The sequence below is a fragment of the Gluconobacter roseus genome, assembly GCF_046058915.1.
Taxonomy (GTDB): domain Bacteria; phylum Pseudomonadota; class Alphaproteobacteria; order Acetobacterales; family Acetobacteraceae; genus Gluconobacter; species Gluconobacter roseus_A.
Window position 1 is genome coordinate 1,480,429 of the sequence record NZ_CP175538.1, and the last position, 21,830, is coordinate 1,502,258.

Below are 21,830 nucleotides of genomic sequence, written 5' to 3' on the forward strand. Positions count from 1 at the left end.
GGCCTGCATAGCATTGTTCCGTATCCGCCGTCGCCCCCGTCTGAAAGGGTCATTTCGTGGCAAAGACGCCACCTTGAAACCTCATATTCAGCGCTGCGACGCTTTCCATGTATCATGGCCCTGACGGTCAAGTTCGGCAAATTCTTCATCGTTGAGATGCAGGGACGCTGCACGCACGTTGGAGGCCAGATGTTCGGGGCTTCCGGTGCCCGGAATGGGGAGCATGACCGGCGAACGTTTCAACAGCCAGGCCAGTGCAATCTGTCCGGCATCGGCATGGTGGTGATGGGCGATCCGGTCCATCGAGGTGCCGGGTTTGGCAAGATCCCCGGCGGCAAGAGGCGCCCAGGGCATGAAGCCGATATTTTCCTTCGTGCAGTAATCCAGCACGTCCTCGGAGGAGCGGTCCACGAGGTTGAACCGGTTCTGCACGGTCGAGACCGGGAAATACTTTCTGGCCTTTTCGATCTCGGCTACGGTCACTTGCGACAGGCCGACATGCCGGATCAGGCCCTCCTCGCGGAACTTCGCGATGGCTTCGAACTGCTTTTCGGCCGGACAGTCAGGGCCGATGCGGTGAAGCTGCCACAGATCAATCCGGTCCACACCCAGACGCCGCATGGACATCAGGACGCACTGGCGCAGATAGTCGGGATTGCCGACCGGCTTCCAGATATCGGGACCATGGCGCGTCAGCCCGCCCTTGGTAGCGATAACCATGCCCTTATAGGGGTACAGCACTTCGCGGATCAGGTTTTCCGAGACGAACGGCCCGTAGGAATCCGCCGTATCAACAAAGTCGATACCGAATTTTTCCAGACTTTCCAGCGTTCGGACAGCCTGCTCATGATCGGGCGGCTCACCCCAGATCCCTTTGCCGGTGATGCGCATGGCTCCAAAACCGAGGCGGTGGACCTTGAGGTCTCCACCGATCAGAAAAGTGCCGGATTTGCGGGCGTCGGGTCCAGACATGAGCAGGTTCCTATGTTCCGTGGTCCCTGTTCAACAGTCCGGGCGGGTCAGGGTTGCCGAAAACTTCAGCCCAGCAGGCGCCCGACCATCCGCGCGGTGTAGTCCACAACCGGCACGATCCGCCCGTAATTCAGGCGGGTCGGGCCGATCACGCCGATGGCGCCTACGATCTTCTGGGCCTCGTTGCGGGCCGGGGCCACGATCATGGACACGCCCGACATGCCGAACATGCCGCTTTCGCGCCCGATATAGATCCGCACACCCTCGGACGCATCGGCCAGTTGCAGAAGCTGGAGCATGGTCTCCTGCGTCTCCAGATGGTCGAACAGCATCCGGATGGTGGTCAGGCGTTCGATCTCGGTAATGTCGGCCAGCAGCTTCCCCTGCCCTTTCACGAACAGCGTCCCCCCATCCGCATCCCATGTCGCAAGGCCGCTTTCAATGACGCTGGCAGTCAGGGCGTCCAGCTCATGACGGCTGGCATCCATCTCCGTCCGCACCCGTTCGCGCAGATTGCCCAGCGTCAGCTCCCCGAGACGGGAATTGAGGTAGTTCCCGGCTTCGACCAGCGCCGAGGGCGGAACACCGGGCGGCGTTTCGATGATGCGGTTCTCCACCTGCCCGTCCGAACCCACGAGAATAACCAGCACCCGCCCCGGACCCAGCGCCACGAACTCGATATGCTTGAGGGTCGCATCCGATTTCGGCGCGAGCACCAATCCGGCGGCCGAAGACAGCCCCGACAGCAGGGAGGACGCTTCGGAAAGAATGTCCTGATAGGACCGTCCATGGATATCGAGACGGCTGTCGATGCTGGCACGATCCTCCTCGGTCAGGGAACTGAACTGGAGCAACCCGTCCACAAACAGGCGCACGCCCTTTTCAGTTGGCAGCCGTCCGGCCGAAACATGCGGACTGAACAGCAGTCCGGCGCGGGCCAGTTCCGCCATGACATTGCGGATGGTGGCCGGGGACAGGCTGGGCTGCAGGCGCTGGGCCAGGGTCTGGCTGCCGATGGGTTCGCCGGTTTCAACATATTCCTCGACGATTTCCCGCAGGATCGCAGCTTCACGATCTCCCAGACCGTGGGGCATCGGGATGGAGGGGCGGAACAGGGGAGGCTGTGGTCGCATCATGGTAAACCAACTGTCGGGGCTGGATGCCTTCGCGTCAAACGCGGTAGAGGCGGGACATATTCGACCACAGGATCTTTTTTACATGACTGACACCGCAGGCAAGCGTCCTTCAGGACGTACGCCGGACGAAAACCGCATTGTTTCCATCGAGACGGGTTTTGCCCGCCATGCCGAAGGTTCGGCCCTCATCCGCGTCGGCGGGACGGAAGTCCTGTGCACGGCCACGATCGAAGACCGCGTGCCGCCCTTCCTGCGCAACAAGGGACAGGGCTGGATCACGGCGGAATACGGGATGCTCCCGCGCGCCACGCACAGCCGGGGCCAGCGCGAGGCCGCCAAGGGCAAACAGTCCGGTCGCACACAGGAAATCCAGCGCCTGATCGCGCGTTCGCTGCGGGCCTGCGTGGATCTGAAAAAAATCGGTGAGCGGACCATCACGCTCAATTGCGACGTGCTGAATGCGGATGGCGGCACGCGCTGCGCCTCTATTACAGGCGCTTGGGTCGCGCTCTCTCTGGCGCTCAAAAAAGCCAAGCGGTCGCAGGCTCTGACAGCGCAGGTCGCGGCTGTCTCCTGCGGGCTGACGGATGCCGGTGCCGTGCTGGATCTGGATTACATCGAGGACAGCAGCGCACAGGCCGATACGAATTTCGTTCTGACGGCAGATGGTGGCATCATCGAAATCCAAGGGACGGCCGAGGACAAGCCGTTTCAGGAAAGCGAATTCTTCGAACTCCTGCGGCTGGCGAAGCTCGGCACGGCACGGCTGTTCGAAGCCCAGAACAAGGCGCTGGAGACTGCATGATGCGTAAACTTTCCCCGGTTCAAAGATCGTGCTTGCCAGCCACAATGCCGGCAAGCTTCGCGAATTCTCCACCCTGCTGGCCAGGAGCGGCATCATCGTGCTCTCGGCCGCAGAACTGGATCTGGCCGAGCCGGAAGAAACGGAAGAGACCTTTACCGGCAATGCCGCCATCAAGGCTCTGGCCGCAGCCCGGGCCTCCGGACTGCCCGCGCTGTCCGATGATTCCGGGTTCTGCGTTTCAGCGCTGGACAACCGTCCGGGCGTTTATTCCGCGCGCTGGGGTGGGCCGACAAAAGACATGCAGGTTGCAATGGAGCGCGTGCACCGGGAGATGGGCGATAACCCGGATCACCGGGCGTTCTTCGTCGCAGCGCTGTGTCTGGCCTGGCCGGATGGCGAGACCCAGACCGTTCAGGGCGAATGTCACGGCACGGTCGTCTGGCCGCCACGGGGCGATCATGGACATGGTTATGACCCGATGTTTGTGCCCGAAGGCGAAAGCCGGACGTTCGCGGAAATATCGGAAGCGGAGAAAAATGCCGTCAGTCATCGCGGACGGGCGCTGGAGCAGTTTCTGAAGGACTTTATTGAAGCCTGAATGGAACAGACCCGGTTTTTCAAAGAGGAAAATCCGGGTTTATTTTTTCTGGAATTTCTGGATCAAAAAATCACAAACATAGATTTATAAAATACGTAGTAACAAAAAATCACCGCAAATTCTGTGATTCATGTTACCCTGATCGGACCAGAAACAAAAAAGGGATCATCATGGGGAATGTGACAGCACTGTTGGCGGATGCATTTATATTTGTCCTTATCCCATGGGGACTGTGGCAGCTGCTCAGACGCTCCATTCCGATTGCCATCCTGTCCATTCTGGTCGGCATTCTTCTTGCGGTCCTGCATTTTCCCGCCTCGACCATCGGCATTCCCTCGCTTTACGGCGATTATATCGGTTGGCTGGCTGTTCTGGTGCTGGCCTTCACCGCCGGACTGGAAATGTGGCAGAACCCGACCCATTCTCCCGAAGCCGCAAACCTGCCCTCCCCGACGCTGGGCCGCCTTCTATGCGGCGTACTGGTGGCGCTGGGGATTCCATTCGTCATCGGCACCATTCTGGTCAAGCTGTTCTTCCTGCCGCTGCATGGCTGGCAGGCGCCCCATGGCAATGGCTGGATCGGCGCCATGTCGATCGGGCTGTGCATTTCCGTCAGTGCCCTGCCAGTTCTGATCGGGATCGTGCGCGAACTGGAGCCTGTCTATCGCCCCGTCGGACAGCTCGCCTTGAAGCTCGCGGTTGTGGACGATGCCGCGCTCTGGATCGGGCTGGCCATCCTGCAGTTTGCGGCACGCGGACCTGACGCCCTGCATGGCTGGACCGGCTTTGAGGGGCTGGCCGTCCTGCTGCTGATCGGTATGGCCTTTCTCAGCAGCTGGGCCACGCGGAACCTGAAAAACCCGCCGATCTGGGTGATCTGGGCGGCCGTCCCGGCCTATCTCGCCGCCGGGTCCTGGGCGAGCCATGAACTGGGACTGCATGAGCTAATTGGGGCCTACTTCGCGGGCGCGCTCATGCCGCCACGCTGGGTGCGCCGCCTGCCGGTCGAAACCGTGGGTACGTTCTCGCTGATCTGGCTGGCCCCCATGTTCTTCGGCCATAGCGGCCTTCGGATTGACGGCGATGCGCTGACCTGGCCGTCGGTCATCGCCTCGCTCCTGCTGGTCGTGATCGCCATTGTCACGAAGATCCTGGCCGTCTGGATCTTCCCGCCTGCGCCGGGCCTGACGCACCGGCAGGCTCTGGGGATCGGCTCGCTGTTGCAATGCAAGGGGCTAATGGAAATCGTGGCAGCAACCATCCTGCATGCCCATGGCATGATTTCGGAATTCGCCTTCGCATCCCTCATGGTTCTGGCCGTGATTTCCACGACCCTGACAGGCCCGATGTTCCGGCTGGTGTCAGGGCGTTCCCGTCCCCAGATCGCCGGATAACCCTTCCTCAGTTCTTCGAACGCACGGGGCCGTGGCTGACAAGCGCACCCCGCTGCCAGACCTGATCGATCTGATCCACGGCACCAATATTTTCATCGGCATTGCCGTTCACAACCAGAAGATCAGCCCGGCGACCCGGCGCGATCACACCACGATCGGACAGGTCTAGCAGAGCCGCGGCATTGCCCGTCGCCAGACTGATCGCCTGCACAGGCGACAGTCCCGCCTGCACCGTCAGGTAAAGCTCACGATGCTCGGCAAAGCCGGGGATGCGTGTCGGAGCAGCTCCGGAATCGGTACCAAAACCGACCTTCACACCGGCACGATACAGGACAGCAAGGTTCTTCTGATTAACGGACAGCGCGTAATGCGAGGCCTTGCTCAGAGGCTTGGCCATCGTCTCGGCGCGCCATTTCGGGTCCGTAAACTGACGGCGCAGGGCCGGATCCATCCCCGCCAGCACGAATGGGTTGGAAAGCAGTTCGGGCTGTTCGGCATAAAGATAGTTCGCCTCGTCCAGATCCAGTGTCGCAATGTACCATGTGCCCTGACGGAGCATCGCAGCGATCAGATCATGATCGACCGGCTGGTCCCGGACGCCATGAGCGAGAATATCGGCCTTTGAGGCCACGATGGCCTTGGCAACGGCCAGATCATGAATATGCACGGCAACCCGCGTGCCATGCTGGTGCGCCTCGTCGATGGCAGCCTGATAGATGGCCGGTGGTAGCATCGGATAGGTCTTGCCGTCGGGCACGTCGTTGCGGAAATCATCCACCCAGAGCTTCACCAGATCCGTATGCTCTGCGATCATCTGGTCCACGTCCTTGCGGGCCTCTTCGGGCGAAGTGGGACGGAAGACCTGATCGGGACCAATGCCATTGACCATGGCGGCCGGAGGCACACCGTCAGGCGCGCCAATCCCCTGGTCCACACCGTACAGATCCGCACCCGGATTGCGACCGTCATGCTGTTCCTGACGCAGCGTGTCAAAAAGCGGGGAGCGGTTCAGACCCAGCGCCGTGACGGTCAGAACGCCGTAATCGGAATACTGCTTCAGGGCCGCAAGAATGTTGGCGCGGGTGTAGTTATCGCGGCTGGCTCCCGTACCCTTCACAAGCCCGACATGGCTGTGATCGCTGATAAGGGCGGGCATGAGCGTCTTGCCCGTCAGGTCCACATGACGGGCATCGGCCGGTGCGGGGATCCCCACGGAGATGATGGTACCGTTATCAACGACCACTGTGGCATCCGGCTGGGCCAGGGCGCCCGTCCCGTCGATCAGCCGCGCATGTTCGAACGCCACCGGTTCAGCCATTGCACTCCCGACATACAGGGCGGCAGGCGTTGCAAGCAGCAGGGCGGCGAAGGCGGAACGGATGGTCATGCAGCGGTCTCCTGTGTGGCTCCCGTCGGGCATCCTGTGGTCCGGGCGGAAGGGTCCATGAACGGAGAAACGCAGCCAGACCTGAAAGGATGCAAAAACGCACCCTTTCCCTCCCCGTTCAGACGTCCAGCGACTGAAGTTCGAACAGCCGGCGATAAATGCCCCTCTCCCGCTCGATCAGTTCGGCATGGGTTCCGTCTTCCTTCAGCTCGCCCCGGTTGAAGACAAGGATGCGGTCCAACTCCATGACGGTCGAAAGACGATGGGCCACGACGATCACGGTCCGGTCCTGCATGAGACGGCGCATGGCGTCCTGCACGAGAGCTTCAAATTCGGAATCAAGGCTGGACGTCGCTTCGTCGAAGATCAGGATCGGCGCATCGGCCAGAAAAGCGCGGGCGATGGCAACACGCTGTCGCTCACCACCCGAGAGCTTCACGCCCCGCTCACCGACCATGGTTTCGTAACCTTCCGGCAGACGCTCGATGAACGGCGCCGCATTGGCAAAGCGGGCGGCTTCTTCGATCTCGGCACGGCTGGCATCAGGGCGCGCATAGGCGATGTTTTCCGCAAGCGTCCGATGGAACAGGACCGGCTCCTGCGGAACGATGGCGATGTGCGAGCGCAGGGAGTCCTGCGTCACATGGGCAATGTCCTGCCCGTCCACCACGATCCGCCCGCCATTCACGTCATAAAGGCGCTGAAGCAGCTTGGTCAGGGTCGTCTTGCCCGATCCGCTCGGCCCGACAAGCGCCACGCGGGAGCCCGGCGCGATGTCGATCGTCAGATCGTGGTAAAGCGGCTTGTCCTGTCCGGGATACTGGAAGTCCACATGCTCGAAGTGGATGGCCCCCTGCGAGAAGTGAGCCTCCGCGGCATCAGGAGCATCCCGGATGGCAGGCTCACGGCGGAAAATCGCCACCAGCTCTTCCATTTCGTTGACCGAACGCTGCACCTGGCTGACCTGCTGGCCCAGATCGCGCAGATAGCCCTGCACGAGGAACATCATCGTCAACACATAAGCCACGTCACCTGGTCCCGCCTTACCGTCCCACCACAGCCAGACGGCGAGACCGATCAGCAGCATCCGCATGGCGAGCGACGATAGAGCCTGAAGATTGGCGCTGTTGGTGCCGCGGATCCAGGTTTTCAGGGTGCGCTGACGCCAGCCATGGATGATGCTGTCGAGCCGCTCGTCTTCGCGGTCTTCCGCACCGAACGCCTTGACGACGGGGTTGCAGGTTACGGCATCCGCCATCGCAGCACCCATTTTCGTATCCCACTCATTGGAGGCACGGGCGGTGGGCGCGACGTAACGCAGGGTCAGGGTGATGGAAAGCCAGGCAAACAGCACGACCGAGACGGCCAGCACCGAACCCATAAGTGGCGAGCGGAACATCAGAACGGCCGTCGTGCCGCCCAGAACCAGCACTTCCGGCGCGATCAGAAGCAGCAGCGTGTCGTCGAGCGTATCGATCGCCCAGATGCCACGTGTCAGCTTGCGAACGGTGGAGCCGGCAAAGTTGTTGGCATGCCAGTCCGTCGAAAAACGCTGCACCCGATCAAAAGCCTGATTGGCAATCCGGTGCATGATGGCGAGCGTGAGATGCGAAATCCCGATGAAGGACGAACGCCGCCCGAACAGTCCGACCAGCCCCAGAACAATCAGCCCCCCAACCATGAGGAATGCGTCGTCCCGCAGATGCAGAAGCTCGGCCGTCTGCGCAACGGCAGGACCGGCAGCATGGCGGGAAATATCGTCCACCAGACGGCCCGCGAGAATGGGCGTGCAGACATCGGCCAGCGTGGCAAGACCGACGCCACCCAGGGTCTTTGACAGCAGAAGGGGATGATCCCGCCAGCGGCTGGAGACGAAAGACAGGACCTCGGTAAAGGAGACGTCCTGCTTGCGGCCCTCCTGCTGCTGGGTGGTCATGGGAAGAGTGGTATCGGACACAAAACGCTCCGCCGTCTGTCTGCCTGCGGTGTGATGCAGGGCAGGCCACGGTGTGATGGCATGGAATTTTCAGAACTTTGCCGTATCTTGCTGTCTGTCCCAACCGGACGCAACAGCCCCGCAATACACCCCGGTAACACATCCCAGTGGAGTGCCTGTCATGACCGATGTCCCCGCAACAGCAAGCCGGGCCATGAGCAAGGCAGCCGCGAAAGCCTTCATCACCGCACTGGCCGAGGCCAACCCCAACGCGGAGAGCGAACTGGTGTTCCGCAATCCGTTCGAACTTCTGGTGAGCGTCGTGCTTTCGGCCCAGGCCACGGATAAATCCGTCAACAAGACGACGAAGGGCCTGTTCGAGGAAGCGCCCGATCCGGCGTCCATGGCCGCCCTCGGCGAGGACGGCATTGCCCGGCATATCCGCACCATCGGGCTGTGGCGCGCAAAAGCGCATAACGTGGCGCTGCTATGCGAACAGTTGCTGGAACGGCACGGAGGACAGGTTCCATCCGACCGCGCCTCGCTCGAAGCGCTGGCCGGTGTGGGACGCAAGACGGCGAATGTCGTGATGAATGTCGCCTTCGGGGCGGATACGATGGCGGTGGACACGCATATCTTCCGCATCGGCAACCGGACCGGCCTGGCACCGGGCAAAACCGTACGACAGGTTGAGGACGGGCTGGTCGCGCGGATTCCGAAAGACATGCTGCGCCCGGCACATCACTGGCTGATCCTGCACGGACGCTATGTCTGCAAGGCACGCGCACCGGAATGCTGGCGTTGCCCGGCAACGAAATGGTGCCTCTATCCCAACAAGCGGATGCAGGCCCCGCCAGCACGAAAAGCCGCTGCGACCTAAAGGATCTGGGCTGCTGTCCGGCGAGACGCCTGATAGGACACGGAATAGACCACAATCGTGTTGACCACGCGCATATGCGTCGTCACCGAAAAGCCATTGGCGTTCCAGGTAATCTTTTCCGTCATGGGCGTCCGCACGTCGAACAGCGGCTGACCATATTTCTGCCGGACGGCGCGCCCCCATTCCTCGGCGCAGATGCGAACATCGCCAGAATCCGTATCCATCAGGGCATGGACCTCCACCGAAGCCAGACGCCCACCTAGAAAATTCACATCCACATTCGACAGGCACGACCCGATCGAGGGCCCCTGCATCACATAGCGCGCGAAACCCGCCCGCGGCACCGGCGTGGGAAGCGCCATCATTTCCGGATGGCTGAGCTTTGCTTCCGGAACGCTCATGCCCAGAGCCAGCCCTTCCCAGATCACGGCGGGAGCGGCCTGTGCCGGGACGGCAGCCGTCAGTGCAAGCGCGAGCAGAACGCCCGTTGCGGGTTTGTAAGCCACGATAGCGGACCTCCTTGTACGGCGATCCTACAGGGCGATTGCTTTCCAAAAGGTTGAGAGATGCTCACTCAGACTGGGCCAGAGGCAGGTTGGGCATGCCATGCCAGCCCACGGGCGGCACCCAGAGCCGGTTGCCCCGCCAGCTCCGATCCGACACGACCGTAAGACCGCGCCCCGCAAACACGCTGTAAGCCCCATCCCGCCAGACCGAAAAACGGTCGATGGACGGCACATCCGGGCAGCCTTTCCGCGCAGGTGAGGCACTGATGAACAGGCTCACGCCCTCGCACTGCTTCGCACTCGGCAGCGTATTGCCATCCGAAGCATCACGTACACGCAGCAGGATAGTCTGCGCGCCAAAAGACATCCGGCACGGTCCCGACAGACAGTCTGGCGGCAGCGGCGCCGTGGGAAGGGCAAGGGCCTGCTGCCAGTCTTCCAGTGTGCGGCGTTGAAGACTGGAATGAGATCCGACCAGAAGCACACCCTGACGACGCACGGCCATCAGTCCCGCATCCGGGGAAACGAGAATATCCGGCTTCGGCGCCAGCCAGATCGAGGCCAGCCCGACCGCGATTGGCAGCAGACCAGTAAGGCACACCCTGCCCTTCCACAGGCACAGGAAACACAGTCCGAGCATCACCAGAAGCAGGCCCCAGCCCGGCATGGCGGGAACAGGCTGGTGCGCCATCGGAAACGCCGCCACACGCTCCGCCAACGCCTGCACGATCCGGATTCCTACGCCCATGAGCTTCAGGAACGGGGCTTCGGCATGGAACGGCATCGCCACGAGGGCCAGAAGCCCCACTGGCATGATCCAGACCGCCGCCAGCGGAACAGCCACAAGATTGGCCAGCACAAACCAGGGCTGAAGCGCGCCAAAATGCGCCATGCTGACCGGCAGGGTCGCCAGCCCTGCCAGAAGGCTGGTCAGGACAAGCGCAGCACAATGGGACGCGACAACGCGATACCACTCCCCCTCACCCCGCAGGCGCATAAGTGGCTCACGCAAGGCACCATAGCCCGCGATCAGCCCCATCACGGCGGCAAAGGACATCTGGAAGGACACATCGACGACCGAAACCGGCGAAACCAGCAGGATCAGGAGCGCCACGATGGACAGCGAGCGCATGGAGAGGACGCGCCGTCCGGTCACGATGGCCAGCGTCACGATACTGGCCATGCCCAGCGCGCGAAGGCTGGGAAGATGCGCGCCTGTCAGCATCACATAACCCGCCCCGGCCAGCAGGCCGGCAACGGCGGCAATCTGTCGGCATGGCCAGCGCAGGGCGATATATTCGATGCCGGCCAGACCACAACGCAGCGTCACAATGACAGCCGCCATCACCAGCCCCAGATGCAGCCCGGCCACAGCAAGAAGATGCGCCAGCCCCGAAGCGGAAAACGTCTCGCGCGTATGCTGGTCGATGCTCCCCGCCTCTCCCGCCAGAAGCGTGGCGGCAATGGCAGCGGTCTGGTCAGACAGCGCAGCATTGGCGCGCAGAGCCACGGTTTCGCGCAGGGATTCAATCCAGGACTGGCGGGAGGGCGCGCCTGAAAGGCTGGCCAGCCCTAGCGCATAGCCGCTTCCGGCCAGCCCCGAGAACCAGGCTTCCCGCTGAAGATCCCGCCCGCCGGGCCAGGAAGGCGGCGGCGGTGCGCGCAGCATGGTGCGCAGGCGGATTGTGCTTCCGGACTCGGGAAGCAGGTCGTCATCATCGCGCAGACGGATATGCAGCGTCCGGCGTAACGGCGCCATCCCGGCATCGACAGGCGTCTCGAACACGGCATCCGCCAAAGTCACGCGATGGCCGTCATCCTCGTCATCATTACGTGGCGGCAGGATTTCCAGCGACTGGACGCGCCCGGTCACAACAGTGGCATGGGTCGGCAGGGCCGGCATCGGCGGCTGCATCCGGGCCTGAAACGCCAGATCGCCAAACCCGATCGCCGAAGAGAGCATCACAAATCCCAGCAGACGCGGAAACAGCCGCTGCCAGCCCCACCAGAAACAGGCAACCCCCATCAGGATCGGCAGAACCGTGACAAACACAATACACAGGATAGAAGGCTCGAACGGCAGAACCAGATACAGCATGGCCCCGAGCCCAACCGCGACCGGAAGCCAGCAGATCATCTGCCGCCCCTGATCCAGAAAGGCCTGGATGATGGCGGACGGTGGCGTCAGTGCAGCGTCAGGGGACTCTGCACTGGCCAGAAGTTCGTCCGTATCGAGGTCCGGAACGGAAAGGGGCTCTGTCTTCACGGACAGGACCGTAACGGATTTTTCCGCAGGACGCGCCTCCTCACTCGAGGCCGACGCATCCCGAACAGACCTCCCTTACTGCGGCAGGTGAAGCGCCTGCTTCAGACCAGCAGCATCCTGTTCCAGCTCGAATCCGGTGCTGCCCGGCTGGAACAGCTTTGCGGTCGCGAGATTTCCGGTCACGACAGGCTCGAATCCGGCCGCCCTCACCAGCGCCACCACCTGCGACACGGCCTGCGCATCATCTCCCGCAACCGGCACGGCCAGAAGGGGCGCCGCACGATGCGCTTCAGAACGGAGCATGGTCATGTCGATGGAATTGAACGCCCGGACCACATGCGCGGACGGAAAATAACGCTGGGTCGTCACACCCGCCCCATCCTTCTGCGCCGTATCCGCAATCGCCCCGTCCCGCCAGGGATAGGGATTGGACGGATCAAGCACGACCTTATCCAGCAGCGTCCGGCTGAGCTGCGGGCCAAGCTGCGGAATGGCGCCATAGGGCACGGCGAGGACCACGATATCTCCGTAAGCCGCCGCCTGGGCCGGGGTTCCGGCGGTGGCGAGCGGACCAAGCGATGTGGCGAGCGACTGCGCCTCGGTCAGGGAACGGGCCGAGACCATGACGTGATAGCCCGCATGGACCCAGAGTTCCGCCAGGGTCGTACCGACATGGCCTGTGCCGATGATGCCGATCCGGGTTTTCTGGCCTGTGCTCTCAACCGCACTGGCGCTGCTGACCGTGGCCAGACCCGCGAGCGCTGCGAGGAAGGGACGTCGTCTAAGCGGAAAGGCTGTCATGAGGGGTGCCATTCCCGTGCAAGGACGCCTGCTCCGCCCTGAACCGGATCGGTTTTCGGGAACGGCAGGTCATGGATGCGGGCGCTCTGTTCTGCTGTGGGCGCAGCACGGAGAATGTCGAAGGACTGGTTGGGCGGATAAGCGCCGATGACGGTAAAATCTTCGTCCGAGCCAAGGTTGCAATGCCCCGTCCCCGCCGGAAGCAGGGCGATATCGCCACCACGCACCTCGACCGTCCGGGCCTTCGGCCCCCCGAGCATGAGACGGGCAGACCCGTTGGAAAAGCCCAGAACTTCATGCCCGAGACTGTGATAGTGGTGAAACGGATAGACGCCGTTCCGCCACTGCGGTGGCCAGCCGTTATGGGCGAACAGGTCCTCATAGACCGATTCACGGTCCGGCCCCGCTTCCAGCGCATTGCGATAGACGATGACGGGAAGATCCGGATTGTTCGGCACCCAGTCATTGGCACGCAGCGTAAAGACGTCCACGTGCGATGTCGTGGCACTCGCATGATGGATCCTGCCCTCTCCGAAGGTCAGTCCCAGCCCTGCCAGCAGGGCGTTGAAATCGCGTCGGTTCATCGAAAAGGCACCATCCGGACTATTGAGGTACAGGATAGGCAGGTTCGGGAAAGGACAGGAAATCACACGCGCTTGAAGAGGCTTAGCTTTTTGTAAGACACGGCGTTTTGACGGTTTTCCCGAACAATCCGGCGATCGCCAGACCGGGGAGCCGCAAACAGGACCCTGCGCTGGCGGATGGAAGCGCGGGGCAGAGCGTGATATGACGGCGACATGACCATCCGTACGCGATTTGCCCCCTCCCCGACGGGTCTGCTGCATGTCGGCAATGCCCGCGCCGCCCTGTTCAATTTCCTCTTTGCACGCCATCACGGCGGCGAATTCCTTCTGAGGATCGAGGACACCGACAAGGAACGCTCCACCCAGAAGGCCGTGGACGTGATCTTTGACGGTCTGGCCTGGATGGGGATCGAGGCAGATGCGGAGCCGGTTTTCCAGTCCGCCCGTCAGGATCGCCATACGGAAGTCGCGCTGGAGCTTCTGGCAAAGGGGCAGGCCTATAAGTGCTTCTGCACGCCGGAAGAGCTGACCGCCATGCGCGAGAAAGCCATGGCCGAGAAGCGCCCGCCCCGTTACGACGGCACCTGGCGTGACCGCGATCCGTCCGAGGCCCCTGAAGGCGCGCCTTATGTGGTGCGTCTGAAGGCACCGCGTGAGGGTGAGACCGTCATCAAGGATCTGGTGCAGGGCGAAGTCCGCGTGGCGAATGCGGAAATGGACGATCTGATCCTGCTGCGCTCCGATGGCACGCCGACCTATCTGCATGCCGTGGTTGTTGACGATCATGACATGGAGATCACCCATGTCATGCGCGGTGACGATCATCTGACGAACACCTTCCGTCAGGCCATGATCTATCGCGCCATGGGCTGGGATCTGCCGCATTTCGCACATCTGCCGCTGATCCACGGACCGGATGGCGCCAAGCTGTCCAAGCGTCACGGCGCACAGTCGGTCGTGGATTTTCGCGAGGAAGGCTATCTTCCGGAAGCCCTGTGCAACTACCTGCTGCGTCTGGGCTGGGGTCATGGCGATGCCGAAGTCCTCTCCCGCGAAGAGCAGATCAAGCTGTTCGATCTGGACGGCGTAGGTCGCTCCCCGTCGCGCATGGATTACGTCAAGCTGGCGCATCTGAACGGAATCTGGATGCGTCAGGCTGATGACGCGCGCCTGACCAATGACGTCATGGAGCGCCTTCAGGGCCGCGAGAGCGTGGTGACGGATGACAAAACCCGCGCGCGCATTCTTGCGATGATGCCGGGCCTCAAGGAACGCGCCAAGACGCTGGTCGAACTGGCGGATAATGCGGCTTTTGCAGGCTTCGCCCTGCCGCTGACCTTCACGCCCAAGGCCGAGAAGCTGCTCGGAGAGGACGGACGTAAGGTTCTTGAAGGCGTCGGCAAGGAACTGGCTGCGCTGCCGGACTTCACGCCCGAAGCCATCGACGCCACGCTGCGCGCCTATGCCGAGAAGCACGAAATCAAACTCGGCTCCGTGGCCCAGCCGCTGCGTGCTGCCATGACGGGCTCCACGACATCTCCGGGTATTGACCTGACGCTGTCGGCGCTGGGACGGGACGAGGTTCTGGCCCGTATTGCCAGCCGTTCTCGCTTCCGGGTCCGTCGATGCCTGAGCGGCCTTCCGTCCCCCGGCATCTGCTGGGAATCGAGGGGCTGTCGGCTGAACAGCTCGTGCCGTTCCTCGATCTGGCGGAAAGCTACGCGCTTCTGAGCCGTTCGCGTTCCGCGCCGCGTGATGCGCTGCGGGGACGGACGGTCATCAACCTGTTCTACGAAGACAGCACCCGCACCCGCACGAGTTTCGAACTCGCGGGCAAGCGGCTGGGCGCGGACGTCATTAACATGTCCGTCGCCACGAGTTCGGTGAACAAGGGCGAGACGCTGCTGGATACGGCAGCAACGCTGAACGCCATGCGTTGCGATCTGCTAGTCGTGCGGCATGCACAATCCGGCGCCCCTGCCCTACTTTCGCAGAAGGTGGAGGCCAGTGTTGTCAATGCGGGCGATGGCACGCATGAACATCCGACACAGGCGCTGCTTGATGCGCTGACGATCCGCCGTCATTTTGGCCGTCTTGAAGGCCTGACGGTGGCGATCTGCGGCGATGTCGGACACAGCCGCGTGGCACGCTCCAACATCCATCTGCTGACGGCATTCGGGAATAGGGTGCGTCTGGCTGGACCGCCGACGCTGCTGCCCGGTGTCATGGCTGAGCTTGGCAATGTCGAACTGTATTCCGACATGGACCAGGCGCTCGAAGGCGCGGATGTCGTCATGTCCCTGCGGCTTCAGAAAGAGCGCATGGGCGCCGGTCTGGTGCCCAGTGCCCGTGAGTATTTCCGCTTCTTCGGTCTGGACCGCCGGCGTCTGGCACTGGCGAAACCCGGCGCACTCGTCATGCATCCAGGGCCGATGAACCGCGGGGTGGAAATCGCCTCGGACGTGGCGGATTCGGACCAGAGTGTGATTTCCGAACAGGTTGAAATGGGCGTGGCCGTGCGGATGGCGGTTCTGGACCGGCTGTCCCGGGCACGGATGCCGGTATGAGTGATATCGTTTTTGAAAATGTCCGCCTGATCGACCCGGCCACCGGTCGCGACGAGACCGGGCGGCTTGTGGTGCGTCAGGGCAGGATCGTCACCTGCGAGGATGGTTCGGTTCCTGAAGGAGCGCGGGTCATCGATGGCGCGGGCGCAGTCCTGTGTCCGGGACTGGTGGATATGCGCGTGGCTCTCGGGGAGCCGGGATCGGAATACCGTGAGAGCGTCTCCTCTGGCGCGCGGGCAGCTGTCGCGGGCGGCATCACGACCATGGCGGTCCTGCCCAATACTTCGCCCCCGATCGACAACCCGGCCCTCGTGCATCTCCTGCGGGTCCGTGGCGAAGAGACAGGTATGGTCTCGATCCATCCCTATGGCGCGCTGACGCGCGGCTGTGAGGGCGGCGAGATGGCTGAGCTCGGGCTGCTGCGGGACGCCGGAGCAGTCGCGTTCACGGACGGAACGCGGGCCATTGCTGATGCCAAGCAGATGCGCAATCTGCTGTCCTATTCGCGTTTTCTGGACGCCATCGTGGTTCAGCATCCGGAAGAGCCGTCGCTGGCCAAGGGCGCCTGTGCCACGGCTGGCGCGCGTGCCGTGCGGATGGGGCTGCCTCAGGTTCCGGCGGCAGCCGAGGCCATCATGATCGCACGCGACCTGCGTCTGGCGGACATGACGGGGGCGCGTCTGCATTTCGCCCATGTCTCGACGGCGGAAGGCCTGGATCTAATCCGCGAGGCCAAAAGCCGCGGTATTCGTGTGACCTGCGATACGGCACCACCCTATTTCGCCATGACGGAAGACGATATCGGCGATTTCCGCACCTATGCGAAACTGTCACCTCCCCTGCGCAACGAAGCGGACCGCAAGGCCGTCTGTGCTGCGCTGGCGGATGGGACGATTGATGCCGTAGCGTCAGATCATGCCCCGGCGGATGCGGATGACAAGCGACTGCCGTTTGCACAGGCGCGGGCCGGTGGAACGGGGCTAGTCACGCTACTGGGCGTCACGCTTGGGACCGGGCTGCCGCTGATTGATGCACTGCGACTAGTGACGTCCGCTCCAGCGAGACTGCTCGGCCTTGAGGCCGGAACGCTGGCAGTCGGGAGCGATGCCGATCTCTGCCTGTTCGATCCGGACAAATCATGGACCGTCATGGCCGGGGAACTTCCGGGCCGGGCGCAGAACACGCCTTTTGATGGGCGGGATCTGAAAGGCCGTGTCCTGCGCACGTTCAAGCGCGGCGTGGAGGTCTTCACGGCCGATGACCAGCCGGATGCGGCCGCATGAGCGGCTTTCAGGCACAACTGATCCTGCTGTCTCTCGTGGCCTATGTCATCGGCAGCATTCCGTTCGGTCTGCTTCTGACGGCGCTGGCCGGAGGCGGCGACATCCGCAAGATCGGATCGGGCAATATCGGCGCGACCAATGTCCTGCGCACGGGGCGTCGTGGACTGGCAGCGGCCACGCTCCTTCTTGATGCCCTCAAGGGGGCCGTGGCTGTCCTGATCGCCCGGTTTTTCTTTCCTGAAGCGAATGAGACGACCATGGCCGTAGCGGCCGTGGCCGTCGTCATCGGGCACTGCTTTCCGGTCTGGCTCGGATTTCGCGGCGGCAAGGGCGTGGCCACGGGACTGGGCACGATCTGGGTTCTGTCCTGGCCGGTTGGGCTGGCCTGCTGCGCGGTCTGGCTGCTGGTCGCGCGTCTGAGCCGGATTTCTTCGGCCGGAGCGCTGGCGGCGTTCCTGCTGGCTCCCGTGCTGATGGTTCTGCTGTCGGGTCATCCGCTGCATTCACCGATCCCCGTGGCGACGCTTCTTGTCTCGCTGCTGATCTGGGCCCGGCATTCGGGCAATATTGCCCGGCTTCTGACGGGGCGGGAGCCGCGTGTGAACGTGGATCAGGCTTCCCGGCGTTAGATTTTTAAGTAGCTGTTAAGGAATCTGTCTTAAGAAAAAGATCTTATGACAGCGTCCTTGGCTTCCTTCCCCGTTATGTCCGCAACAGACCGAATCGACGCACTCCGTCTGGCGCGGACCTCTGGTGTCGGCCCCATCAACTTTGCGCGACTGATGACGCAGTATGGCAGCGCGGGGGCAGCTCTTGCGGCCCTGCCAGCCCGGATGCGCAAGGCAGGGCGCCGGGAAGAGCCTGTCATTCCATCCGTTTCACGCATGACGGAGGAGCTGGAACGCCTTGAAAAACTGGGCGGAAACATGCTGATCCGCGGCGAGCCGGCCTATCCGCTTCTATTGTCCCATGTCCCCGATGCTCCGCCCGTCCTTTTCACCCTTGGAGATGTCCGCAAACTATCGGTCCGCTCCGTAGGAGTCGTGGGCGCGCGCAATGCTTCGGCTGCGGGAATCCGTATGGCGGAGAGCCTTTCAGCCGAAATGGCACATGCCGGACTTTGCGTGATTTCCGGGCTGGCACGGGGAATCGAACTCGGCGGCCCATGCCGCGGCTCTTCATCCCGGACTGACAGTCGCAGCCATCGCGGGCGGGCTGGATCATGTCTATCCCCCCGAGAACGTCTCCCTGCAGCAGCAGATTGCCGAGCGGGGCTGTCTGGTGACGGAAGCGCTGCTGGGCACTGCGCCCCAGGCCCGCCATTTTCCGCGGCGTAACCGCCTGATTGCCGGAATGTCGCAGGCTTGTCTGATCATCGAGGCAACGCTCGGATCCGGCACGCTGATCACCGCAGATCTGGCCCAGTCCTACAACCGTGAACTTCTGGTTGTGCCCGGTTCGCCGCTTGATCCGCGGTCACGGGGTGGAAACCAATTACTGAAAACAAGCCAAGCCACACTGACAGAAAATATCAGTGATATTCTTCAGGCCCTGCCGCTGGAACTTCCCCCACGTGAGCCGGCGCCCTGGCAGCGCGCACCAGGCCACAACCCGCTTCTGACGGGGTTTTCCGAGCCTTCGGTCGCATGGGGCGCGGCGCCAGAAGACGACTGGATTAATCCGGATGTGATCCAGAAAACAGTGTGTGCGCTTCTGTCCGTAACGCCTGTAGCAGTTGACGAGGTGGTGCGCCGCTGCCAGTTCTCCGTGTCGGCAGTGCTTGCGACGCTGGCCGAGCTGGAGCTCGGCGGGGTCGTGGAGTTTGTGCCCGGCGGACGCGTGGCGTTGCTGCCGAACTGAAGTGACGCGGAATACCGGAGTGGCGATGACGGACGTTGTGGTGGTCGAGAGCCCGGCAAAGGCCAAGACGATCAACAAGTATCTGGGAAGCGGATATACCGTGCTCGCTTCGTTCGGCCATGTGCGGGATCTGCCGCCCAAGGACGGCAGCGTGCGCCCGGACGAGAACTTTGCCATGAGCTGGCAGACGGACGAGCGCGGCGCCAAGCAGATTTCCGCCATCACCAAGGCGCTGAAGGGGGCGAAGAACCTTTACCTCGCCACTGACCCGGATCGCGAAGGCGAAGCGATTTCCTGGCATGTCCGCAGCGTTCTGGAAGAAAAGAAGCTTCTGAAGAACGTCGACGTCCATCGCGTCACCTTCAACGAAATCACCAAATCGGCCGTCACGGCTGCGATGGCGGCGCCTCGTGAGCTGGACCGTCCGCTGATCGACGCCTATCTGGCCCGGCGCGCGCTGGATTATCTGGTGGGCTTCACGCTTTCCCCCGTGCTGTGGCGCAAGCTGCCTGGCAGCCGGAGTGCGGGCCGTGTGCAGTCCGTTGCTCTGCGTCTGATCTGTGAGCGCGAAGCCGAGATCGAAGTCTTCCGCCCCAAGGAATACTGGACCGTCACCGGCGGCTTCACGACACCGGGCAAGGCGGCATTCCAGGCACGTCTGACACATCTGAAGGGCGAGAAGCTCGACCAGTTCGACCTGAACAATGAACAGCTGGCTTTCGGTGCACGCGATACCGTCCTGGGTGGACAGTTCACGGTCCGCTCCGTCGAGCGCAAGCGCACCAAGCGCAACCCGCCGCCGCCATTCACGACGTCCACCCTGCAGCAGGAAGCATCGCGCAAGCTCGGCATGAGCGCGCAGACCACGATGCGGACGGCCCAGCAGCTTTATGAAGGTGTGGATCTGCGTGGCGAGACCACCGGTTTGATCACCTATATGCGAACCGATGGCGTGACGATGGCCAAGGAAGCCATCGGCTCCATTCGTGGACATATCGGCAAGGCGTTCGGGGACGAATACGTTCCGGATTATCCGCGCAGCTATTCGACCAAAGCCAAGAATGCGCAGGAGGCCCATGAGGCCATCCGTCCGACGGACGTGTTCCTCACACCACAGCAGGTCGCCCATGCCCTGACGCCGGAGCAGAAGAAGCTTTATGAACTGATCTGGAAGCGCTCCGTCGCCTCGCAGATGCAGTCGGCCGAACTGGATCAGGTGGCAGTGACGCTGGCGGATGCGAGCGGCCAGACGCTTCTGCGCGCCACGGGTTCGACCATCGCGTTCGACGGCTTCCTCAAGCTCTATATCGAGGGCCGTGACGACACGAAGGCCGAGGACGAGGATGGCAAGCTCCTGCCGCCCATGAAGGAGGGCGACCGCCTGACGACAGGGGCTGTGGAAGCCGAGCAGCACTTCACCCAGCCGCCGCCGCGCTATTCGGAAGCCTCGCTCGTCAAGAAAATGGAAGAGATCGGCATTGGCCGTCCCTCGACCTATGCCTCCATTCTCGGTGTGCTGCGGGACCGCAATTATGTGCGTCTGGACGCACGGCGCTTCGTTCCTGAAGATCGCGGCCGTCTGGTGACGGCGTTCCTGACATCGTTCTTCGAGCGCTATGTCGATACGGGCTTTACGGCCTCGCTTGAAGAGCAGCTCGATGACATTTCGGGTGGCCGGGCCGACTGGCACGATGTCATGGCCGCCTTCTGGCACGATTTCTCGGCGGCCGTGGCACAGACCAAGGATCTGAAGATCTCGGACGTCATCGACGCGCTGGACGAGGATCTTGGGCCGCATTTCTTTCCGCCGCGTCCCGATGGCGCCGATCCGCGCGTCTGCACGTCATGCGGAACCGGGCGACTGGGTCTGCGGCTGGGCAAGTTCGGCGCCTTCATCGGCTGTTCGAACTACCCGACCTGCCAGTTCACCCGCCGTCTGGTGGCCGAGGAAGGCGATACCGAAGGGCTGAATGATGGCCCGAAGGTTCTGGGGCAGGACCCGGAGACCGGCGAGGACGTCACGATCCGCCGCGGTCCTTACGGTCTGTATATCCAGCGCGGAGAGCCGAACCCTGAGGACAAGAAGGCCAAGCCCAAGCGGACCACCATTCCCAAGGGTCTCGACGGCAACACCATGACGCTGGAACAGGCGCTGGGCCTGCTGTCCCTGCCGCGCCTGGTCGGACTTCACCCCGAAACGGGCGAGAAGATCGAGGCCGGTCTGGGGCGCTTTGGACCCTATGTGAAGATGGGCGCCATCTATGGCACGCTCGACAAGGACGATGACGTCCTGACCGTCGGGCTGAACCGTGCCGTGGATGCGCTGGCCAAGAAGCTGGCCTCCATCCGCAATCTGGGGCCGCATCCAAAGGACGGCGAACCGGTCATGATCCGCAAGGGACGGTTTGGTCCGTACGCGCAGCATGGCCAGCTGATCGCCAACCTGCCGAAGGGGCAGGATATGGACGAGGTCACGCTGGATGAGGCCGTGGCGCTTCTGGCGGAGAAGGGCAAGCCACTGAAAGGTGGCGCAAAAAAATCTTCGACCAAAAAAGCCGCTCCAAAAGCCGCGAAGGCCAAGAAAGCCGTTGCGTCTGTGGAAGAGGATGAGGCGGCTCCGAAGAAGGCAACAAAGCGCAGTCCGGCCAAAACCGCCACAAAGACGAAAACCACAACGCCGCGGAAGCGTAAGACTGTCTCCGACACGTCGTCGGAAGACTGAGAACAGATCGGGTCGGCAGTGTTGCCAGATGGCACTCCCGACCCCACATTCGGTCTGGCAAGTCTTTACCGTGGCTGAAGTTTGTGGCGTGGTCACGTTACGGGAGCAGCCGTTTTTTGCCGTCCCGTCTCCA

At 62.6% G+C, this 21,830-nt stretch carries 16 protein-coding genes and 2 pseudogenes; 10 read left to right on the plus strand and 8 right to left on the minus strand.

Annotated elements, in window-relative coordinates; all coding sequences use genetic code 11:
* Positions 1-87: 87 nt before the first annotated feature.
* Together ACJ2A4_RS06830 and hrcA are read right to left on the minus strand one after the other, a co-directional pair.
* Positions 88-972, minus strand: a complete 885-nt coding sequence (locus tag ACJ2A4_RS06830) for an aldo/keto reductase (RefSeq protein WP_408872246.1) — start codon at positions 970-972, stop codon at positions 88-90.
* Positions 973-1,037: 65 nt separating this feature from the next.
* Positions 1,038-2,108, minus strand: a complete 1,071-nt coding sequence (hrcA, locus tag ACJ2A4_RS06835) for a heat-inducible transcriptional repressor HrcA (protein WP_408872247.1) — start codon at positions 2,106-2,108, stop codon at positions 1,038-1,040.
* 82 nt (positions 2,109-2,190) lie between these two features.
* Between hrcA and rph the strand changes: the two genes are divergently transcribed.
* From rph to ACJ2A4_RS06850, 3 genes are all read left to right on the plus strand, one after another.
* Positions 2,191-2,913, plus strand: coding sequence for a ribonuclease PH (gene rph, locus ACJ2A4_RS06840; RefSeq protein ID WP_408872248.1), 723 nt, complete (start codon positions 2,191-2,193; stop codon positions 2,911-2,913).
* A gap of 28 nt (positions 2,914-2,941) precedes the next feature.
* Positions 2,942-3,511, plus strand: a complete 570-nt coding sequence (gene rdgB / locus ACJ2A4_RS06845) for an RdgB/HAM1 family non-canonical purine NTP pyrophosphatase (RefSeq protein ID WP_408872249.1) — start codon at positions 2,942-2,944, stop codon at positions 3,509-3,511.
* 170 nt (positions 3,512-3,681) lie between these two features.
* On the plus strand, positions 3,682-4,905 hold the full coding sequence (locus tag ACJ2A4_RS06850) for a cation:proton antiporter (protein ID WP_408872250.1): 1,224 nt from the start codon (positions 3,682-3,684) through the stop codon (positions 4,903-4,905).
* A 7-nt stretch (positions 4,906-4,912) separates the two neighbouring features.
* On the opposite strand, the gene ACJ2A4_RS06855 is transcribed toward ACJ2A4_RS06850, so the two are convergent.
* Together ACJ2A4_RS06855 and ACJ2A4_RS06860 are read right to left on the minus strand one after the other, a co-directional pair.
* Positions 4,913-6,292 (minus strand): amidohydrolase family protein, encoded by a 1,380-nt coding sequence (locus ACJ2A4_RS06855; RefSeq protein ID WP_408872251.1) that lies wholly within the window; start codon positions 6,290-6,292, stop codon positions 4,913-4,915.
* Between the two features lie 118 nt (positions 6,293-6,410).
* Positions 6,411-8,228, minus strand: coding sequence for an ABC transporter ATP-binding protein (locus ACJ2A4_RS06860; protein WP_408874119.1), 1,818 nt, complete (start codon positions 8,226-8,228; stop codon positions 6,411-6,413).
* A 181-nt stretch (positions 8,229-8,409) separates the two neighbouring features.
* Between ACJ2A4_RS06860 and nth the strand changes: the two genes are divergently transcribed.
* Positions 8,410-9,108: an endonuclease III gene (gene nth / locus ACJ2A4_RS06865; RefSeq protein WP_408872252.1), complete on the plus strand. Its 699-nt coding sequence runs from the start codon at positions 8,410-8,412 to the stop codon at positions 9,106-9,108.
* On the opposite strand, the gene ACJ2A4_RS06870 is transcribed toward nth, so the two are convergent.
* The 4 genes from ACJ2A4_RS06870 to ACJ2A4_RS06885 all read right to left on the minus strand — a co-directional run bounded on the left by ACJ2A4_RS06870 (position 9,105) and on the right by ACJ2A4_RS06885 (position 13,265).
* Positions 9,105-9,614 (minus strand): hypothetical protein, encoded by a 510-nt coding sequence (locus ACJ2A4_RS06870; protein WP_408872253.1) that lies wholly within the window; start codon positions 9,612-9,614, stop codon positions 9,105-9,107. The genes nth and ACJ2A4_RS06870 overlap by 4 nt on opposite strands.
* Positions 9,615-9,678: 64 nt before the next feature.
* The gene (locus ACJ2A4_RS06875; RefSeq protein WP_408872254.1) at positions 9,679-11,880 is read right to left on the minus strand and encodes a ComEC/Rec2 family competence protein; all 2,202 of its coding nucleotides are present in this window, start codon (positions 11,878-11,880) and stop codon (positions 9,679-9,681) included.
* 75 nt (positions 11,881-11,955) lie between these two features.
* Complete coding sequence (locus tag ACJ2A4_RS06880; RefSeq protein ID WP_081105817.1) at positions 11,956-12,681, minus strand: NADPH-dependent F420 reductase; 726 nt, start codon at positions 12,679-12,681, stop codon at positions 11,956-11,958.
* The gene (locus ACJ2A4_RS06885) at positions 12,678-13,265 is read right to left on the minus strand and encodes a cupin (protein ID WP_408872255.1); all 588 of its coding nucleotides are present in this window, start codon (positions 13,263-13,265) and stop codon (positions 12,678-12,680) included. Before ACJ2A4_RS06885 ends, ACJ2A4_RS06880 begins: the two co-directional genes overlap by 4 nt.
* A gap of 213 nt (positions 13,266-13,478) precedes the next feature.
* On the opposite strand from ACJ2A4_RS06885, the pseudogene gltX reads away from it, so the two are divergent.
* The 6 genes and pseudogenes from gltX to topA all read left to right on the plus strand — a co-directional run.
* Positions 13,479-14,867: pseudogene (gene gltX / locus ACJ2A4_RS06890) on the plus strand (glutamate--tRNA ligase); the annotation flags it as partial.
* A 23-nt stretch (positions 14,868-14,890) separates the two neighbouring features.
* Positions 14,891-15,832: an aspartate carbamoyltransferase catalytic subunit gene (locus ACJ2A4_RS06895; protein WP_408872256.1), complete on the plus strand. Its 942-nt coding sequence runs from the start codon at positions 14,891-14,893 to the stop codon at positions 15,830-15,832.
* Positions 15,829-17,115: a dihydroorotase gene (locus ACJ2A4_RS06900; RefSeq protein WP_408872257.1), complete on the plus strand. Its 1,287-nt coding sequence runs from the start codon at positions 15,829-15,831 to the stop codon at positions 17,113-17,115. The genes ACJ2A4_RS06895 and ACJ2A4_RS06900 overlap by 4 nt, the downstream gene beginning before the upstream one ends.
* Positions 17,112-17,744, plus strand: coding sequence for a glycerol-3-phosphate 1-O-acyltransferase PlsY (gene plsY, locus ACJ2A4_RS06905; RefSeq protein ID WP_408872258.1), 633 nt, complete (start codon positions 17,112-17,114; stop codon positions 17,742-17,744). The genes ACJ2A4_RS06900 and plsY overlap by 4 nt, the downstream gene beginning before the upstream one ends.
* A gap of 45 nt (positions 17,745-17,789) precedes the next feature.
* A pseudogene (gene dprA / locus ACJ2A4_RS06910) lies at positions 17,790-18,975 on the plus strand (DNA-processing protein DprA).
* Between the two features lie 25 nt (positions 18,976-19,000).
* Positions 19,001-21,697, plus strand: a complete 2,697-nt coding sequence (topA, locus tag ACJ2A4_RS06915; protein ID WP_408872259.1) for a type I DNA topoisomerase — start codon at positions 19,001-19,003, stop codon at positions 21,695-21,697.
* The last annotated feature ends 133 nt before the right edge of the window (positions 21,698-21,830 follow it).

Excerpts from the sequence above, each read along its gene's own strand:
- ACJ2A4_RS06900 (WP_408872257.1), top strand. The coding sequence starts at position 15,829 with ATGAGTGATATCGTTTTTGAAAATGTCCGCCTGATCGACCCGGCCACC.
- ACJ2A4_RS06855 (WP_408872251.1), bottom strand. The coding sequence starts at position 6,292 with ATGACCATCCGTTCCGCCTTCGCCGCCCTGCTGCTTGCAACGCCTGCC.
- ACJ2A4_RS06885 (WP_408872255.1), bottom strand. The coding sequence starts at position 13,265 with ATGAACCGACGCGATTTCAACGCCCTGCTGGCAGGGCTGGGACTGACC.
- nth (WP_408872252.1), top strand. The coding sequence starts at position 8,410 with ATGACCGATGTCCCCGCAACAGCAAGCCGGGCCATGAGCAAGGCAGCC.
- ACJ2A4_RS06880 (WP_081105817.1), bottom strand. The coding sequence starts at position 12,681 with ATGACAGCCTTTCCGCTTAGACGACGTCCCTTCCTCGCAGCGCTCGCG.
- ACJ2A4_RS06850 (WP_408872250.1), top strand. The coding sequence starts at position 3,682 with ATGGGGAATGTGACAGCACTGTTGGCGGATGCATTTATATTTGTCCTT.
- plsY (WP_408872258.1), top strand. The coding sequence starts at position 17,112 with ATGAGCGGCTTTCAGGCACAACTGATCCTGCTGTCTCTCGTGGCCTAT.
- ACJ2A4_RS06895 (WP_408872256.1), top strand. The coding sequence starts at position 14,891 with ATGCCTGAGCGGCCTTCCGTCCCCCGGCATCTGCTGGGAATCGAGGGG.
- hrcA (WP_408872247.1), bottom strand. The coding sequence starts at position 2,108 with ATGATGCGACCACAGCCTCCCCTGTTCCGCCCCTCCATCCCGATGCCC.
- rph (WP_408872248.1), top strand. The coding sequence starts at position 2,191 with ATGACTGACACCGCAGGCAAGCGTCCTTCAGGACGTACGCCGGACGAA.
- ACJ2A4_RS06830 (WP_408872246.1), bottom strand. The coding sequence starts at position 972 with ATGTCTGGACCCGACGCCCGCAAATCCGGCACTTTTCTGATCGGTGGA.
- ACJ2A4_RS06860 (WP_408874119.1), bottom strand. The coding sequence starts at position 8,228 with ATGACCACCCAGCAGCAGGAGGGCCGCAAGCAGGACGTCTCCTTTACC.
- topA (WP_408872259.1), top strand. The coding sequence starts at position 19,001 with ATGACGGACGTTGTGGTGGTCGAGAGCCCGGCAAAGGCCAAGACGATC.